Source organism: Shewanella piezotolerans WP3, from assembly GCF_000014885.1.
In the GTDB taxonomy this organism is placed as follows: domain Bacteria; phylum Pseudomonadota; class Gammaproteobacteria; order Enterobacterales; family Shewanellaceae; genus Shewanella; species Shewanella piezotolerans.
Window position 1 is genome coordinate 924515 of record NC_011566.1, and the last position, 17341, is coordinate 941855.

Annotated in this window: 13 protein-coding genes; 6 read left to right on the forward strand and 7 right to left on the reverse strand. The window is 43.6% G+C overall.

Features of this window, described 5'->3' with window-relative positions; translation table 11 throughout:
- Nucleotides 1–31: 31 nt before the first annotated feature.
- The 4 genes from SWP_RS23345 (at nt 32) to SWP_RS04090 (ending at nt 6080) form a co-directional block, all read left to right on the forward strand.
- The gene (locus SWP_RS23345; protein WP_020911105.1) at nt 32–916 is read left to right on the forward strand and encodes an AraC family transcriptional regulator; all 885 of its coding nucleotides are present in this window, start codon (nt 32–34) and stop codon (nt 914–916) included.
- A gap of 709 nt (nt 917–1625) precedes the next feature.
- The gene (locus SWP_RS04080) at nt 1626–2762 is read left to right on the forward strand and encodes a hypothetical protein (RefSeq protein ID WP_020911108.1); all 1137 of its coding nucleotides are present in this window, start codon (nt 1626–1628) and stop codon (nt 2760–2762) included.
- 386 nt (nt 2763–3148) lie between these two features.
- Nucleotides 3149–5275, forward strand: a complete 2127-nt coding sequence (locus tag SWP_RS04085; protein WP_020911110.1) for a TonB-dependent siderophore receptor — start codon at nt 3149–3151, stop codon at nt 5273–5275.
- Nucleotides 5276–5588: 313 nt separating this feature from the next.
- Nucleotides 5589–6080 carry a DUF6985 domain-containing protein gene (locus SWP_RS04090; RefSeq protein WP_228371111.1) on the forward strand — a complete coding sequence of 164 codons (492 nt, stop codon included), beginning with the start codon at nt 5589–5591 and terminating at the stop codon, nt 6078–6080.
- Nucleotides 6081–6576: 496 nt separating this feature from the next.
- Here the strand turns inward: SWP_RS04090 and SWP_RS04095 are convergent, their stop codons facing one another.
- Nucleotides 6577–8604 (reverse strand): amidohydrolase, encoded by a 2028-nt coding sequence (locus tag SWP_RS04095; protein ID WP_020911112.1) that lies wholly within the window; start codon nt 8602–8604, stop codon nt 6577–6579.
- Between the two features lie 498 nt (nt 8605–9102).
- On the opposite strand from SWP_RS04095, the gene SWP_RS22980 reads away from it, so the two are divergent.
- Both SWP_RS22980 and SWP_RS04105 read left to right on the forward strand, forming a co-directional pair.
- The gene (locus tag SWP_RS22980) at nt 9103–9552 is read left to right on the forward strand and encodes a DUF1842 domain-containing protein (protein WP_020911113.1); all 450 of its coding nucleotides are present in this window, start codon (nt 9103–9105) and stop codon (nt 9550–9552) included.
- A gap of 311 nt (nt 9553–9863) precedes the next feature.
- Nucleotides 9864–10472 (forward strand): AidA/PixA family protein, encoded by a 609-nt coding sequence (locus SWP_RS04105; protein ID WP_020911114.1) that lies wholly within the window; start codon nt 9864–9866, stop codon nt 10470–10472.
- Nucleotides 10473–10934: 462 nt separating this feature from the next.
- On the opposite strand, the gene SWP_RS04110 is transcribed toward SWP_RS04105, so the two are convergent.
- The 6 genes from SWP_RS04110 to SWP_RS04135 are packed head-to-tail and all read right to left on the reverse strand — an operon-like array spanning nt 10935 to nt 17329.
- Nucleotides 10935–12647, reverse strand: a complete 1713-nt coding sequence (locus SWP_RS04110) for a Na(+)/H(+) antiporter subunit D (protein WP_020911115.1) — start codon at nt 12645–12647, stop codon at nt 10935–10937.
- Nucleotides 12634–13011, reverse strand: a complete 378-nt coding sequence (locus SWP_RS04115; RefSeq protein ID WP_020911116.1) for a hypothetical protein — start codon at nt 13009–13011, stop codon at nt 12634–12636. Before SWP_RS04115 ends, SWP_RS04110 begins: the two co-directional genes overlap by 14 nt.
- Nucleotides 13001–14491: a monovalent cation/H+ antiporter subunit D family protein gene (locus SWP_RS04120; RefSeq protein ID WP_020911117.1), complete on the reverse strand. Its 1491-nt coding sequence runs from the start codon at nt 14489–14491 to the stop codon at nt 13001–13003. The genes SWP_RS04115 and SWP_RS04120 overlap by 11 nt, the downstream gene beginning before the upstream one ends.
- Nucleotides 14488–15966: a monovalent cation/H+ antiporter subunit D family protein gene (locus SWP_RS04125; protein ID WP_020911118.1), complete on the reverse strand. Its 1479-nt coding sequence runs from the start codon at nt 15964–15966 to the stop codon at nt 14488–14490. Before SWP_RS04125 ends, SWP_RS04120 begins: the two co-directional genes overlap by 4 nt.
- Nucleotides 15960–16328 carry a cation:proton antiporter subunit C gene (locus SWP_RS04130; RefSeq protein WP_020911120.1) on the reverse strand — a complete coding sequence of 123 codons (369 nt, stop codon included), beginning with the start codon at nt 16326–16328 and terminating at the stop codon, nt 15960–15962. The genes SWP_RS04125 and SWP_RS04130 overlap by 7 nt, the downstream gene beginning before the upstream one ends.
- On the reverse strand, nt 16328–17329 hold the full coding sequence (locus SWP_RS04135) for a Na(+)/H(+) antiporter subunit B (protein ID WP_020911121.1): 1002 nt from the start codon (nt 17327–17329) through the stop codon (nt 16328–16330). The genes SWP_RS04130 and SWP_RS04135 overlap by 1 nt, the downstream gene beginning before the upstream one ends.
- Nucleotides 17330–17341 lie beyond the last annotated feature (12 nt).

The following is a 17341-nucleotide window of genomic DNA, read 5'->3' on the forward strand; positions in this document are numbered from 1 at the left end:
ACTCTTTTAAGGAGGTGCTATAGTGGCATGCATGAACAATTGCGATTCAATTCCTAACATTCACTACCGATCTCCTTCTAAACAGAGTTCTGGTATCGAAGTCATGGATCTTGAGTGCTTTCGGGAAAGGCTCAATCGTTACGAGTTCGACCCATATCAACCACATCGAGTGAGTTATTTCTGCTTCCTGTTTATCAGCAAAGGGCAAGGGCAGCATCTTATTGACTTCAAATACTACCCCTACCAATCGGGTAGTGTTATTTTTGTTAACCGCAATCAAGTACATGCCTTCGATCCTGAGGATTTACCTCAAGGGACTATGGTCAATGTTAGTACGGACTTCTTCTCTGATAGTGCGTCTAATATACGCACCTCCTACTTTGCACCGTTTCACCAAAGCATGGCGTCATCACCAGTGTTAACGGCACTTCCTGAGGATTTAAGGGAGAGCTGCAACGTGTTGTTAAAGGAGGTTAAAAAGGCGATTTATGAGAGGGCTGAAGACGATGTGGTGGTGCAGCTACTTCTTTCTAGCTTATTGATCAAATTAGGTCGGCAAAGAAAGAGTCATCTTAGCCACTTAAGCGAGCACCAAAAGGAGCGCTTTGATCTGTTTATTAGTTTAGTGGAGCAACATTTCTTTGAGGCCAGGGAAGCCCTTCAGTATGCTCAATTGATGCACACTAGCTACAAGAACTTAAATCAGCTGTGTAAATCATGTTGTGGTCGCACAACCAAGCAGTTAATCGATTTGGGGATCACGCTTGAGATCAAGCGAAAATTAATCATGGATGGCCTTTCAGTACAGCAAACTGCCGATGACCTTGGCTTTGAGGATATCACTCACTTTAATAAATATTTTAAGCGATTAACTGGAGTCACTCCGGCAGCTTTTAAGCGCGGAAATAGGAAATAAGTGAATAAGTGGGGTCAGAGTATACTTAACTTCAATCTAAATGATTTGGTGCTTTTGAATATGCATGCTCGTCACAGTTCCGTGATGAATAAATATGGAAGTTTGATGTAAATCAATTGCTTGTATGAGTCTTTTCATTGGCGAACATAAGAGTTATACACGTTTCTTCCCTGTTGGCGGTGTCTCTATTGTTTTGCACTTTTTACAAGAGATTAGAGTCTTGCCTGCATTTCCTTAGCTGGCCAAACAATAACCTAGAGTTTGTATGGCTTTCAAGAACTAATCGTCATTATTAGTGTAAATACTTCGCTTTCCTAAATGCTTTAAATTTCTAGCAAAAAACGCTGTTTCATCGAACTCAGCAGCCTTTCTATCTAATAGCTTTTAACCACTTAACGGCGGTAAAGACTTGCTTTGAGCGCTGATTAATAATGGGTAGCAATAGCTAAAAGGAAGGTTATCTGAAGGTTTTGAAGCAGAAGAGACGCCACCACTTTTCATTTTTATGAGTATGAGAACTGAATTACATTTTAAATCAATGGTTTTAATGTTGCGGTAGTCTCTGTCTGCGCTTAGGGGGCAGTAAAGAAGCTACGCTAGAAGGTTATCAGAAGGAGGTCTTGGTCCCTGTTAGCTATTGTCATGGTTCGAATATGTTGACTAGTCCAACTCGTCAATAAAGTTGGCTATGAAAGAAATGGAGTTCATTATGTTTAATAAAAATTTTGCAGATATATGTTCAGAAGACCTTAATCTATCTTCAAAAGTTAAGGAAGTAGAAGCAGCGATTTCGGCAGAAAAAATAGATTATAGTTTTCTTAAAAATATTGATACTAAGAAGCTCCTTGAAGAAGTTCTTCAATTTGAAAAAACTAATAGAGGAATCGATTGGTTGAGCTTTTACAGTGGAGACCGAAGTCAAGATCATAAAGTTGATCGTTTATTATCGGGTTTAGGCTTGAAACTAACCTCAAGTAACCTAATTGAATCTTTTGATGATAACGATATTCCAAACATTGCAATATCGAACACAGAGGATGAACATGATCTCAATATGGTCTGTAGCCTTAGAGGCGAAGATATTAAGAATTACCTGGTATATCAAACAAAGAACCTACAACTTGCTTCCAGCCAGGGAAGTGCCCTTAATATGGGAATTCAAGTCGGGGCTGGGGGTATATTGGGTATCGGTGTTGAGTGGGGCTTTTATGCAGCAAGAGAGGTTTATAGAGGCGCTACTGTCAGGGCTGCCTGTGGAATTGCAGCTCAATCTTTAGGTAAGGTCGCTGCATTTAATGCAATTACAATTGTTGTTGTACTCGCCTTAATTCCGATATTTATATTTATGGATAAACCTGCCGAAGTTTTATCGTTAATCGTGAACCGAACTAACTCAACTATAGATTTGAAGGATTTCTACTTTAAGCACGGAAAGCTAGTCAACAAGCCACGAGCAAGAGAGAAGGATACGTTATGCTCTATAGGTTCAGGTGAGGTGATAGGCGAACTAGAATTTGCATTGGCTGGTTTTCTATTATGTAGCAAAAGGGATTCCGCATTAATAGGAATGGAAGGGGCTGTTAAACTCGACTTCACCAAGCAATCGGTAAAGGAAAAGTTTAAGAAACCAGTATTTTTAGGATATTCCGTGCCGTTAGCCTCTGGGAAAAATAAGTGCATTATTGATAGCGTTCAGTGCAACAGTTCTAAGGACTTCTTTGAGCAAGAGTACTCCGATTTTGGAATTGGAAACCAGCTTAGTGATGCAGACTTCCACCTGCAAACTTATATGAGCAGTGGAAGCGGTGGTCAACCTGGAATGATTGCTGTCGTACAATCTAAGTAAGCATAGCTGGAGTATTCTTACTTATCTTGGGATTGAGGATAGCTTTTATCTGCCAAGACTCGTTCTAGTCTTGGCTCTTTCTTTTTTACTAACCAATCATAGATACCCATCATTAATGGCAGAATAGCGAGCTCCTAAGACTTAAAATGGTCATTTATTGAGTTTGTTAGCGTAAATTAAGTGATTTTACCCCACGCTTTCAATTACTTATTAAACCCCCCTTATTCACTTTACCTGTCTACTTTTAACCTTGCAATCCACGATGTCACCTCGGTGAACCAATTGTAAATTTTGTTGAGATTAATTATCATTTTCATTAAGATCTCGGCCTTTTTAGCGTATTTAGATTTCTGCTTGTATTAACAATGAGGCTGAAGATTGACCAAATGTTTAAATTAAAATACCCAGGGTTGCTGCTCGCGATGTCCCTTACTGCTCTACCTACTTGGGCTGAAGATCAAGTACAGAAAAAAGCGGCTGATGATAGTGAAATGGAAGTGATTACTATCAGTGGTAAAGGGCTGATTTCATACGTCAGTGCTTCTGCTGCTAAAACTGATATGCCGATTATTGAGACGCCATCTTCAATTTCAGTATTAACGGAAAAGCGTATTACTGACTTGGGTGCAGAAAATGTACAAGACGCCATTGGATACGTGGCTGGGGTTTATAATGGCCCCTATGGCGTCGATACTCGAGGTGATTGGGCGCAAATACGAGGTGTGTCACCGCTGCAATACCAAGATGGGTTGCAGATGATGTTTGGCAATTACAATAATGTGCGTACCAATCCATATATGTTGCAGCAGATAGAGATCCTAAAAGGTCCATCATCGGTACTCTATGGCCAAGGTTCAACGGGCGGTATTATTAACTTAGTGACTAAACGTCCGCAAGCAGAGCAAAAAGGGGAGATTTGGGCGCAAGTAGGTAGCTATGATCGTAAGCAGTTAGCTGCAGACGTGACGGGAGCTTTGGATGATGATGAAACCTTTTTGTATCGCTTAACCGGCCTATATCGTGACAGTGACACTCAAACTGATCACGTAGAAGATAATAGTTACTTTATTGCGCCTGCTCTGAGCTGGTTTGCGACTGACAGTACCAAAATCACTGCACTAGCCAATCTACAAAAAAATGAGTCCGGTTCTAGTACCCAGTTCTTCCCACATGTTGGTACGATATTGCCTGCTCCTAATGGCCAGATCCCAAGTGAACGTTTTGTTAGTGAGCCTGGCTTTGATCAATATGACACTGAACAGCGTGCAGTGACATTAATGGTTGATCAAGACCTGAATGACTACATGTCTATTCACTGGGCAACTCGTTATGTTGATAGCGAATCAACGTACCGGACTATGTACGCTTGGCCGTTTGCATTACAGGCGGATGATCGCTCATTGCTACGCTCTATTTCTATGAGTGATGCAACTGCAGAGGCGTATACCTCAGATCTGCGTCTACAAGCACAGTTTGATACTGGCGATGTTGAGCATAACCTAACGTTTGGAATCGACTATCAAGATGTTGAAATTGATACTGATCGACTGTTTGTCTGGAACGGCGGTGGTTTGATTGATATCTATAACCCCAAATATGGCGTCAATCCTGAAAGTTATCCTACAAGTGCAGATATTCCAGATACCCCTGCTGAAAACAGCAAGCAACTTGGGGTTTACCTGCAAGACTCTATTAAATTTGGTGGCTGGGTGATCAGTGGTGCGCTGCGTCATGACAAAGTTGAATCTGAAACGGCTGTAGTTGGCACGCAAGACCAAAGTGCCACTACCGGTCGACTCGGAGTACTTTATAGCTTTGATTCCGGCATAGCACCTTATGTGAGTTATTCGCAGTCTTTCTTGCCTATTTATGGTTCTAATGAAGTGGGTACGCCATTTAAACCACAAGAAGGTGAGCAATATGAGATTGGTGTTAAATACCAGCCGAGTGGCACTGAACATCTGTTTACCGCATCTATTTACGATATTACCGACAAAAACCGTAAACAATCAGCAGGTCCAGATTTAACCTTGCAGCTTGGGGAAGTCGAGATCCAAGGCTTGGAGCTAGAAGCGCAGTTAGAGTGGGATGAGATTGACGTTTATGCCAGCTACGCCTATACCGACTCAACTAAGCACTCATCGACCACTGGTGAAGATGGTGCCAAACTTGCTGCTATGCCGGATAATATGTTGTCGACCTGGGTGACTTACCGCCCACAGTCATTCTGGCAGGGTTTCAAGGCGGGTGTTGGTTACCGCTTTGTAGGCGAAACTTCTGATGGCAGCATTGACGTGGTATTGCCAGATGGCACCGTTGCACATAAAGCGCTTGCAACCGATAGTTACCACCTGTTTGATATGATGATTGGTTATGAATTTGACCAGTTCGATATTAGCGTCAATGTTGACAATCTTACTGATGATACAGTGATTACCAGTTGTTTAGCTCGCGGTGATTGTTTCTATGGGCAGCGCCGTACTATCAACGCGAATGTGAAGTATCGCTTCTAAGTGTTATGTAGTGTGATTTAGTCACTTAAATCAAAAGCCATAGCAACCGCTATGGCTTTTTTTATGCAAATTAACCCATCATTAATTTAGTTATCTCCGATTATCTTTTACATAGATCTGCAAGGCATAAAAGCCTGTTCCTTTTCTCTTGTGTATATCGAAGAGTTCAGTTGCTTTAATCAAGTTAATAAGAATAACTGGCTTGGTTATAGCGTTCGTTAGTACTAACTCCCTAAATAATATTGCTCGCTTGTGCTTGAACTACATACTAATTTTCATTCATTTGAAATATAATTTTTACTTTTGCGAGTCTATGATGAAGCCATTAAATATTACTTGGAAAGTGGGCTCTGAATTGCATGAGGGCATGACTGAGTTGAGTGCTTGGCATAATTTTAACGCGTACGGTAGTGTTGGGTTTCTCACCCAAGAAGACCTTTCCATTACAGATAACATGCAGCAATGGTTCATCGATAACGAGCAGCGTATTTATGCACTTGTCTGTGATTATGTGAATGAAAACTATCAAGAACTACTTGAGGAATCTGAATTTCTAGATGTGTTTGATGAAGACTCAGAGCTTTATGAGACACGTTGCGGCGCGGTGAGCAAAGAAGATATGCATGCGGGAAATATCTTTAAATTAATGCAAATATCAGCATTTGTTTTGCATCACCCTGACAAAAGTGCTGTCGGGATGATTTTTGAATGTGCTTGGGATGAAGAACATGGCTTTGGGCTTGTAATCCAAGCTGACGAGATTATTTCGCAAGGCGGCGAACAGGTCGTGTATAGCGAGCTATAGTCCGCCTGCAAAAGCAATTGGAGGCGGTAATTAGGAGCAATCATAGACCCCATCATTAATGGCGTGAATAACGGCCTTCTACTCTGATTTTAAAGCGTATTTAACAAGGAGGTTGCATGCCGAGGAAGAGATGAACTCTCGTTAGTATTGTGCTTTCTGCTTGGGACTAATAGTGGAGAGTTTTGTTAGCGTGATTTGACGCTGAAACCACTGTGGCCTGCATCTTGGTTGGTGTTTAGGTTCTTTTTGTATAGTAAGCGCATCATTCAAGATAAATTACCCTAAATGAGACGCTTACTAAGCACTGCTTTCTATCTATTGGTTGGATTGTGGAGCGGTAACTTTAGAGTTAGAGCCTGTCGACACTAATGCGTCAGAGAATTGGTTGCTATACGCGCAGGAATCAGCAACTGAGGTCCCGTCCGCTTTAGTCCACTTAACTTTCTTGCCATTTAAAAAGGTACACGATACTTCAATATCATGAATTTTCGTATTTTCAACCTCTAGAGGGGTTGGTCGCTAATACAACCATATCTGCTAGTTTCCCTTCTTCTAGAGAGCCTACTTCATCATCAATATCATGTTGCATTGCTGGGTGGATAGTAATACTCATGAGCGCTTGATAAGGGGTTAAAGTTTCTGCAGAATTGAGCGGTTTTCCATCTCCCTCTAATTCTGGGTAGCTCCAAGTATTGCGAGTAACTGCCTGCTCTACAAACCAAAGCGGGTAAAGCGGTGTAATTGACATGTCGCTGTGTAGAGACAGCGGAATGTTCTTATCCCATTCAGTTTTAGTTGGGTCGATATTCTTAGCTCGTTGATTGCCTAGCTCATTTTTAAAGGAATCTCCCCAGTAGGCAACATGACCAATCAAATGGCTAGATGATAAGTTAGGTAAGTTTGTATTTCTTGCTTGCTCAATCAATGCCGGAATAGCTAAAGGATCTGATTGTCCACCGCTAACAGTTGAATGAATAAGTACACTGGGTAATTCTGCAAAGCTGTCATAGGTACTAGAAAGTTCTTTTAGTGCCGCCACCGAATTCTTTATCGCTTGGTCACCATTTGCATGAATGTGTATGTACCAATCGTCTTTTGCGTACTTTCTCAAATTTTGTTCTATCTGATCCTTGGTGTAATTTTGATGCCCTTTATCATATGACTTACATAGTCCATCTTTAGAATAGGCTTCTGATAAATCACCACTGCATCCTTGTGTTGAACCATCAGCCCATAGCTTTATACCTTCCGCCGAGAATAAGCTGTTATATTCACTATTTACAAAAGGGACTTTTTCAATAGAGCAGTCACTGGGTTCTGAACACCATTCACCATCCCATGTATACAGGGTTCTGATTCGTGCTGGCATATCGGAGCGTTTTGCCATTTGTTTATAATTATTGATTAACTCTAAGTTGGAACCACCACCTTCAGCAAAGGTTGTCACCCCTTGTTGGGAAGCTACATTCAATACTTGAATCATGTCATCCTCTAAGGACTCTGGCATGATAATACTGTCTTTCAGAGTGTTTAATAGTGGATAAAAAGCAGACTCTTCTTTCAGCAACCCGGAGAACGTCCATAATCCGGGCTTACTTTCTACTATTCCCCACTCTCCATCTGGAAACGCATATTGATAAGCAGCCATTTGTTCTGAAAGTTGCATTTGTTTCTTGCTACCTGCACAAAGAATTGGTTTTCCCTGTGAGTCATTAAAGAAATCAATCTGTGCTTGAGTCAATGAAATTCCTGTTTTAGATTCATAGTCTTGGCTTTTTATATTAAATTTGTAATTACAGATCCCTGCGCTTTTAAATGCCATCTGGTTCACATATGCGAGGTGTCCCGACTGATCTAATATGAACACTGGAGATGTTTTAAAAGCGGGTCTATCTTGTAGAAATTTAGCAGGGTAAGCTAAAAACTCTCTATTAATATTTAAAGATTTTTCATCATTTAACAACATGCGGGAAGGGTCCATACCATTTCCCAAGTACCACCCTTCTAGCATAGGTTTACTTGCGGCTAGAACGTCCATTGCATCATCCAAATACAACAAACAGTTTTTATCTGAACCCGGTATATTATTTTCTTTGTATAATAATCCATACCCTTGTTCATATATCTTCTGATATTTATCGGGCAAACATGGCATCAAATTTGTCAGTTCAGCTCCAACAACGGTCAGCTGAAGATGAGCGTGGGGTTCGATAAAACCTGGTAGCAGGGTTCTACCTGCAAGATCAAGATACTCAACCTGAGAACCATCTGGAATGCTGTTTATTACAGCTGTGGACTTACCTATCGCGGTAATTTTGTCCCCTTTTACAAGTAGGGCGTAGTCTTCGTCATATATGTGTTTTTTTGAGCTATCTCCCATGCTTCCTTGCATTGTGAGGATATTCCCCCCGCTGATAAACAAGTAATTATCATTATCAGTTTTGCTCGAGGTTTGTTTAGTATTTCCACTGCAGGCCACTAATAAGAATAGTGAAGTCAGCATCATATATTTTACATATTTCATCTAAATTCCTTAATTTCCATTTAAGTTAATTTATTATTAATACGGCACAGTTTTTATCCATCGCTGTGAGTCGTTAGGTGTTCTGTTAATAGGGAGTGTAGATAAGCTAGGAGCGTTGCGCCTTCTATTATTCTTCTGATGCAGTAAATTGAATTTTTAAACATTTCAATACAACCAATCATAGATATCTTATTAATATTGAAGCGTTATGTTTCCCTTTCTTTGCGCTTTAATAAGCGTGATCTCGAGTAGCTATTACTTTAGAAAATGTCAAAAGTTAAACCTTTCCTAACCCTGAAACGTACTTTCTGAAATATTTTAAGTTACTGATGTATAAGTTTAAAACTTAAAGTTCTCTAAGAGAATATAATCAGAAGGTTAATTGTTCCTATTGCTCTAGTCTTTATAGCGACAGTCAGGTTGAAGGGCTTGCTAGCCACTCAAATCAGTTTGTTGAAATGGATGTTTTAAAGACAATTAATCAAAAGGAATTATCACATGACTCAGGTACAAAGCTCACAAGAACAGATCCAAGGTGTATTTAACGTATCTTACGAAATTACCAATCATCTACTCGGAGGCGTTTCGCTACATGTGGATCTGCATGTTGCTGGTAAACAGGTGACAGGGTTTGGAAGAGTCTTCCAGGCAACCAGTAAGCCTGTGAATGTTTTATCTAAGCTCAACGGTGAATGGTCGTATATGTGCACTATGTCATCGTGCAATATTCTGGTGGTATTGGATGGTGTCGGCCTTAATGGTGCAGAAAATACCAAGGTAAGAATGTCGCTGGCAGATAATTGGCAGTCAGGTGCTGCGAGTTTTCAATACTTGTTTAATGGTGAATGGCATGAATGTGAGATTGCCAAAGTTGAACTATCAGAACCTTCATCGATATCAAAATTGGCAGAAGTCACAACGGAATATGCTAAGAAAACACTAGTATAAAGTCGTGGTCATAAGGGAGTCACTATTGCTTTTCAAATCTTTAAATAGGTTGAAGGCAGGTTAAGGTACTTTAGCTGTTACTCCCATTTGAGATATACACGTTGAACTGCAGTATACAAGCTGATTGTTTGTGTACTGCTTTTTAATCAGTGAGTAGCCCTCAGACTCAGACCCATTTTTCTATTTTTACAGGTCTGTATATAGCCGTGTAATACAACTATTGATTGATACTCGCTGCAATAACCCACAACTAACGGGTTAGTCTAAATGTTGATTTGGATATGTTTACTTCACTAACAAGGATGAATTTTATGTCAGAAAATATAGATATACGCGTTGTAATGGACCCAAGTAAATTCCCGAATAATATAGGTGGAAATATTAGCCTTGATACACCACTCGCTGAGATCCCTGTTCATAATGGTACAAATGGTCTGTGGATGATTTGTGAGTCAGATAATGTCATTAGTGGTAATGCCTCTGCTTACAGCTTGCGTATTAAAGCTGCTCAAGGTGATGTAGTCCGCTGGTGGGATAGTCCGCTTACGGTAGAAGATAAAGAGAAGGATATGATTATTGTCGGGTTTTACACGAGTAATAACCAAGTTGTGCCTGGCTTTACATGTAAAACTGCTTGGGAAAATATTTTTTCAACAACACAGGCAAAGGCCAAAACAATTGGTGTGGCGACAATAAGCTCTGGCTTTTCATTGCAATCGCTGCAAGGTTTGGAGTTTGGTATGATCGCAGCGCCTCAAAATTATATTCGAGGGGCTATCAGCGATGCTGTTGATTCTGCATTAATTGGGAAGTCGATCCAGTATTACCTTGTTGTTGCAAAACTGGATGTGAGTAAGGTAGGGGAGTCTAAATTAGAAGCTTTATACCGCATTGATCCAACAATCACTATCGCGAATTAGAACAATCATAAACACTCACTGTTTATGAAGTGTTTCACGCTCCGACTTGGCACCACATGATGCCTCGTCGGAGGTTTGTTAGGCAGTTTGCTATCTACATTCTCCACTATCCTTGATTCAGCTCTCGCTGACTTAAATCGCGCTTGGTAACAAGCGCGTCAGGCTTTTTCTGTAGGGTGGATTACTCTTCCTTTTACTCAAAGAAAGTGCCGACTTAATGTTCCAGAACATATTAGAACCCATCAGCACCCTATAAATGTTGTAAAAGCTTTTTAACTTATTGAGTTGGAAAACCCATATATCAGACGGCTTGAAACAATTTTGGCCATGAATGGTATAATGGGGAAGTATCAGACTCTCGCCGTATTTGCACAAAAAAAGCGGCTTACATCCGTTAATGCAAGCCGCCTCAATTATCTCTCTTCTCTTTACTGCTAAGTAAAAGCTATTAATCCTCTCTAGCTAAGCCGCAAACTTACTCACAAAGCCAATAAACAGATAAGACGCCAGTAGCACGCCTACCCAGAGCACCATATTGCCAGCTGGGTATGAGCCTGAAAGCAGGCCGCCTAAGCCTTTATGCTTGCTAGCAATAAAGCGTTGGCATTGGCTTAGTCTACTCGTCACCGCGTTGCGTAGCGCTCCGTCGGCCTGCCAAATAACCGCAAATACTTTGGCAAGTACATTAGGAATGGCGCGCCTGTAGATCCAATCCACATCTAAATTAGTCGAGCGCAGCTCTGGCGGATACATGTTTCTCAAGTTTAACCAAACAAAGGCTAAGGCTGAGAACAGTAGCAGCTGAGTTTGGGCTAACACATGGGTCGCATCATATGGGTTGTAACCCGTATCATATGGCAGCAGCGAGTATAGCGCTTGCGGATAGATACCGATGGCAATACACAAACTCGCAGCGATAAACATAGCGAACAACATATTGCGCGGTGGATCGTTAGCGCGTAGACCTGAGTCGTGGGCGAAGAAGGCAAAGTAGGGGATCTTGATCCCTGCATGGTGGAACACGCCTGCTGAGGCGAACAGTAGCATCAACCAGATCCAGTCATAACCGTTTTCAAGTGCTGCTGACATCACCATAGATTTGCTGACAAAACCACTAAACAGCGGGAAGGCTGAGATAGAGGCCGCACCGACAATACAGAGTATAGTGGTCTTGGGCATGGTCTTATACAGGCCGCCGAGATCTGAGCCGTTCATTCTGCCGGTCATATGTAGCACCGCGCCCATGCTCATAAACAGCAGACCTTTGAAGATCACATCGTTAAAGGCATGTGCAATGGCACCGTTGATTGCCAGTGCAGTACCTATCCCGATCCCGACCACCATAAAGCCCACTTGGTTTATCAAGCTATAGGCCAGTACGCGGCGAAGATCGTTCTCGATGACTGCAAAGAAGATAGGGAAGCAGGTCATGGCTGCGCCAATGTAAACCAAGAGCTCTGTACCTGGGTAGGCACGCGCTAGGGCATAAACGGCGACCTTAGTAGTAAATGCACTGAGGATAACCGTACCCGTTGGCGTGGCTTCCGGGTAAGCATCTGTGAGCCAGTTATGGAAAAACGGAAAAGCACATTTGATCCCAAAGGCGATAAATATCAACCAGCCAGCGATACTCTCTAGGCCAATATAGTCAAAGGCCAGTGAGCCTGTTTCAGAGGCATAAAATAGTGCCCCTACTAGCAAGATGACGCCCGATAGCACCTGAATGATCAAGTAGCGCATACCAGCATGATAAGAGCGGGAGGTTCTACGCGCCCAGATCAGAAATACTGAGGTAAAGGCCAGTAGCTCCCAAAACACAAATAGCGTCAGCAGATCACCAGCAAATACTGCGCCTAGTGCACTACCTGCATAGAGCATGGCGGCAACTTGCTGTACGGTATCTTTAACATGCAGCGAGTAGATAATGGAGATGAATGCGGCGATATGAAATACATAGCCAAACATCAAACTCAGTTTATCAGCGCGATAGGGCACTAATTCATAATCTAAAAATGTCATCTGCAGGTGAATGCCCTCTGGCACAGTCCACAGGTGCATTGCGCTAATGACTGGAATCGCCACCATTATCGCACCGCGTAGCTTGCCCTGAGTCAGTGCAGCAATAAGCCCGCCTATAAAGAACAGGGTAAAGGGCGGTATCTCAAGCATCCACATTGTGATCACCTACTTTTTTGTTTTCATTCTGAATGTTGGCACCCTGATGGGTGTTTTCATCATTGTTATTATCAAGATCGTCATCATCGTAGTAATCCTCTGAACGCATCAGAAAGGTGCGCATCCAGCGAGCGATGACCACCAAGACTACACAGCCCACAAAGCCATAGAGGGGGTAGAAGGCAGGCAGGTTTTCCCAGCTATGATAGACATGGCGATTGATAACAAAATCAAGCACGACAACAAGTACACAGCAGGCATAGAAAATATTCATAACCCACTTAGTATTTTTGGGGTTATCAAAGAAGTACTGCTTTTGCTCTTTGTTGTTCTCTTTATTAGTACTTTCCTTGTTATCGGGCATGGCTGACTCCAGGTACAGTTAAGATGGTTTTGGCCAATTCATAGAGAGGTTGCGGATAGATAAACAAGATTAGGCAACCCAAGGTTGTGATGGATAGCGCGACTAATGACACCATTGGCGCCTCTTTGATGCCTGTCTTTGCTGCAGGGTGGTCCTTACCTGGGAAGAACGCATGGTAGGGAATAGGCAATAGGTAAGCGATATTGAGTAATGAACTCACCATCAATACCATCATAATGACCCAATAACCTGTTTCCATGGTGCCCATCAACAGGAACCACTTACTCCACGTACCGCCTGCAGGTGGCACGCCAATAATACTTAGGCTAGCGATAAAAAATGCGAACATGGTGACTGGCATAGTAAAGCCAAGGCCACGCATCTCACTGATTTTAGATTTATGGGTTGCAACCAAGATTGCACCTGCACAGAAGAACAAGGTGATCTTGCCAAATGCGTGGGTTGCAATGTGCATTGAGCTGCCGATAACCCCTGATGAGGTGGCCAGCAACGCGCCTATGGTGATATAGCCCAGCTGGCTTACAGTTGAGTAGGCTAATCTTGCTTTTAAGTTGTCCTGACGCATCGCTACAATCGAGGCGAGCAGCACAGATGCGCCAGCTAGATACAGCAGGAAGTCGGTTGTCGGCAGGTTTGGCAATAGCTCGATACCAAAGATAAACACGCAGACCTTTAATATGGTGAACACTCCAGCCTTAACAACGGCGACGGCATGCAGCAGCGCGCTCACTGGAGTTGGCGCCACCATAGCGGCAGGTAGCCAGCGATGAAACGGCATGATGGCCGCTTTACCAATACCAAATACAAACAGCACCAGTATTGCGCCCGCTAAGCTAGTATCGACATTATCGCCAAATACGCCGCCTGCGGTGAATTCCAAGGTGCCGGCCACAAACCAAGTTAAGATAATCGCTAACAGGAAGAAGGCAATAGAGGTGCCAAGCAAGATACCAAGGTATACACGCCCCCCCTGTTTGGCCTTTTCAGTGCCAGCGTGAGTCACTAATGGGTAAGTGGAGAGGGTTAACACTTCGTAGAAGATGAACAGTGTGAATAGGTTGGCAGAAAATGCCAGTCCCATCACTGCGCTTATCGCTAAGGCGAAGCAGAGGTAGAAGCGGGTTTGGTTATCCTCACCGTGGCCGCGCATATAGCCGATGGCATACAGGGTGGTGATAAGCCAAAGAAAGCTAGCAATAAGGGCGAATAACATGCCGAGTGGCTCAACCATAAAGCTGACCTCTAGCCCAGGCAGCAGTTGCCACCAAAACACCTCGATAGATGCGCCAGCACTGAGCCCTTGATAGAGGTTTATCACACAAAAGAGCACCGCAAGACTGAAACTGATGGTTACAGCCTCACGAAGGTTGGGATGTTTTCCCGTTGCCACAATCGCCAGTGTGGCGAGTAGAGGCAAGATAATGGTTAGCTGCAGTAACAGCTCCAACGATAGATTCATGGGTTAATTCCAAACAAGCTTTGAGAGGCCGCCTGTGCCACCTGCACACTAAGACGGGTATCGATGCCAAAATAGATATTAGCCAGTACCAGTGCCCAGACTGGGGCAAGGAAGGTCCAAGGGGCTTCCTGGACCGGTTCACGACCCGGCAGAGGGGGCTTAAAGTAGGCAATCTCAACGATGCGCCAGATATAAAGCACAGCCAGTAGTGAGCCCAGTAACACGAGTACAGCTACTGGCCACATTCCCACCTCTACGGCGGCAACAAGCAGGTACCATTTGCTGACGAAACCAACGGTTAATGGCACGCCAATCAAACTCAAACCAGCGACAACAATAGCTGCCATGGTGAGCGGCATCTGCCTACCTAGCCCTTGGAACTGACTAAGTTGTGCACTGCCGATGCGGTACACCACTGCGCCTAACGCTAAAAATAGCGCGCTCTTCATCAAAGCGTGGTTAAACAGGTGCAGCAGGGTAGCCATTAGGCCTGTAGTGGTTTGGATGGCATAGCCAACGATCATATAGCCAACCTGAGCGATGCTCGAGTAGGCGAAGATATGTTTGACATTGGTTTTATATATTGCGGCAGTAGATGCTGCGAATATACCGACCAAGCCGAGCACCAAAAATATGTTTTGTAGCGGTAGGCTAGAGAATGAGAACTCGATACCAAATATGGTAAAGCTTAAGCGGATCAGTAGGTAAACCGCCACTTTGGTTGCCGTAGCAGCAAGGAAAGCGGTGACTATTGAGGGAGCGTAAGCGTAAGCATTCGGCAACCATAGATGCAGAGGGAACAGTGCTAGCTTCAGACAGACGCCGACAATCAAAAAGACAAAGGCGGCAAATACAGTGCGGGTTTGGTTAACCTCGACAAGCCGGCTGGCGATATCAGCCATATTCAGCGTGCCTGTCATCTGGTACAGCAAGCCGATGCCGATCAAAATGAAGGTCGCGCCGATAGTGCCCATGATCAGATATTGATAGGCGGCCCAAAGGGCGCGTCTATCTTTGCCAAGCCCAATCAACGCATAGGCTGATAGCGACGATATCTCCAAAAATACAAATACGTTAAACAGATCGCCAGTGGAGACGATGCCAAACATACCCGTTATAGACAGTAGGTACAGGCTATAAAAGAGCGTGTGGCGATCTTCTGCTAGCTCTTTTTGAATGCTGGTATGTGCTGCAAATAGCACTACCGTACCTATGGTTGATATGATCAGCAATAAGAGCGCATTGAGTTCATCGATGCGATATTCGATCCCCCAAGGGGCATCCCAGCCGCCAAGCTGATAGATGATGGTGCCAGAGCTCATTACCTGTTGCAGTAAAAATATACTATTGGCGCAGGTAAAAGCGCTCACGAGTAGGGCAAACAGCCATACCAGCTTAGAGCGGTTTAGGAACAAGCATAGAGGCGCAGCCATCAACGGCACAATAACTTGTAAAATAGGCAGATGGGCTAGCACGATGTTTTATCCTCAGTGAGCTGATCTTGAATTTGAATCTCATCTTCCTCGATAGAGCCATAGGACTCTTTGATTCTTACGACCAGAGCAAGGCCGAGCGCCGTCGTTGCAATACCAACAACAATTGCAGTGAGAATAAGCACATGGGGAAGAGGGTTAGAGTAGCGAGCCACACCTTCAGCCAAGATGGGAGCGCTACCGCTATCGACATTGCCCATACTGATGTAAAAGATAAAAACCGAGGTTTGGAAAATCGTTAAACCAACCAATTTTTTGATCAGGTTGCCATGGGCGATAACGATATAGAAACCGATCATCATCAGCAGTACCACTATCCAGTAGTTATAGAGTCCTAGAAACATCACTCTCCCCCTTTTTGTTCAGTACTGTTTGCTTGAGTAACGTTTAGCTCTGGACTGCTCAGCTCAGTGGCTTGCTGTTGAGCTTCTCTGCGACCTGCAAAGTTAAAAAAGATAATGATCATCACTGCGGTAACAGTGAAGCCTACTCCCAACTCGATAAGTAAAATACCAATGTGCTGACCAGCAATAGGATCGGCAGCAAGTACGTTGTAATCTAAGAAGTTACCACCGTTAAATAGCGAGACGACACCGACACTGGCATAGAGCAGCAAGCCGAGAGCTGCGATAAGTTGGACAATCGATTGATTGAAGACGCGCCTAGCGGTGTCTAACCCAAATAACATGGCATAGAGGATGATTGCAGCAGCAAAGATCACACCCGCCTGGAACCCGCCACCAGGACCAAAGTCACCGTGGAACTGCACATAGAGTGCAAACAGCAAGATAAATGGGATCAATATTTTGCTAACAATACGCAGCACCATATGCTGCTCATGCATCTGCTTTTCACTGCTCTCATCTATTTGAAGTGGCTTGCGACGTAGAGGTAGCGATAGCAGTGCCAACACGCCAATCCCCGCAGTAAAGATAACGGCGACCTCACCTAAGGTGTCAAATGCACGATAGCTCCCAAGTACTGAGGTGACAATGTTGGGGACACCGACCTCCTGCATCGAGTCATTAATATAGCGAGGGGCAACATGTTGATGAACTGGTGCGTCGAAACTGCCAAAATAGGGCATATCTAAGGTGCCGTAGATCAGCATGCCACCTGTAATAAATACCACTAGCAAAGCCAGCAGAGGTTTATGACGTTTAGGGGCCTCACTGCGGCCAGTCATGGTGATCGCTGCCAGCATCAGCAAGCCTGATATTCCGGCACCTACGGCGGCCTCGGTAAAGGCCACATCGACAGCATCGAGTACAACAAAGAAGCTTGCGGAGAGTAAGCCGTAGATCCCAGTTAACATCACTACCGCCAACAGATCTTTGGTCCGCACAATGGCAATAGC

Bases quoted from the DNA above. Each gene is read 5' to 3' on its own strand.
- SWP_RS23345 (WP_020911105.1), top strand. From the start codon at position 32: ATGAACAATTGCGATTCAATTCCTAACATTCACTACCGATCTCCTTCT.
- SWP_RS04080 (WP_020911108.1), top strand. From the start codon at position 1,626: ATGTTTAATAAAAATTTTGCAGATATATGTTCAGAAGACCTTAATCTA.
- SWP_RS04085 (WP_020911110.1), top strand. From the start codon at position 3,149: ATGTTTAAATTAAAATACCCAGGGTTGCTGCTCGCGATGTCCCTTACT.
- SWP_RS04090 (WP_228371111.1), top strand. From the start codon at position 5,589: ATGATGAAGCCATTAAATATTACTTGGAAAGTGGGCTCTGAATTGCAT.
- SWP_RS04095 (WP_020911112.1), bottom strand. From the start codon at position 8,604: ATGAAATATGTAAAATATATGATGCTGACTTCACTATTCTTATTAGTG.
- SWP_RS22980 (WP_020911113.1), top strand. From the start codon at position 9,103: ATGACTCAGGTACAAAGCTCACAAGAACAGATCCAAGGTGTATTTAAC.
- SWP_RS04105 (WP_020911114.1), top strand. From the start codon at position 9,864: ATGTCAGAAAATATAGATATACGCGTTGTAATGGACCCAAGTAAATTC.
- SWP_RS04110 (WP_020911115.1), bottom strand. From the start codon at position 12,647: ATGTGGATGCTTGAGATACCGCCCTTTACCCTGTTCTTTATAGGCGGG.
- SWP_RS04115 (WP_020911116.1), bottom strand. From the start codon at position 13,011: ATGCCCGATAACAAGGAAAGTACTAATAAAGAGAACAACAAAGAGCAA.
- SWP_RS04120 (WP_020911117.1), bottom strand. From the start codon at position 14,491: ATGAATCTATCGTTGGAGCTGTTACTGCAGCTAACCATTATCTTGCCT.
- SWP_RS04130 (WP_020911120.1), bottom strand. From the start codon at position 16,328: ATGTTTCTAGGACTCTATAACTACTGGATAGTGGTACTGCTGATGATG.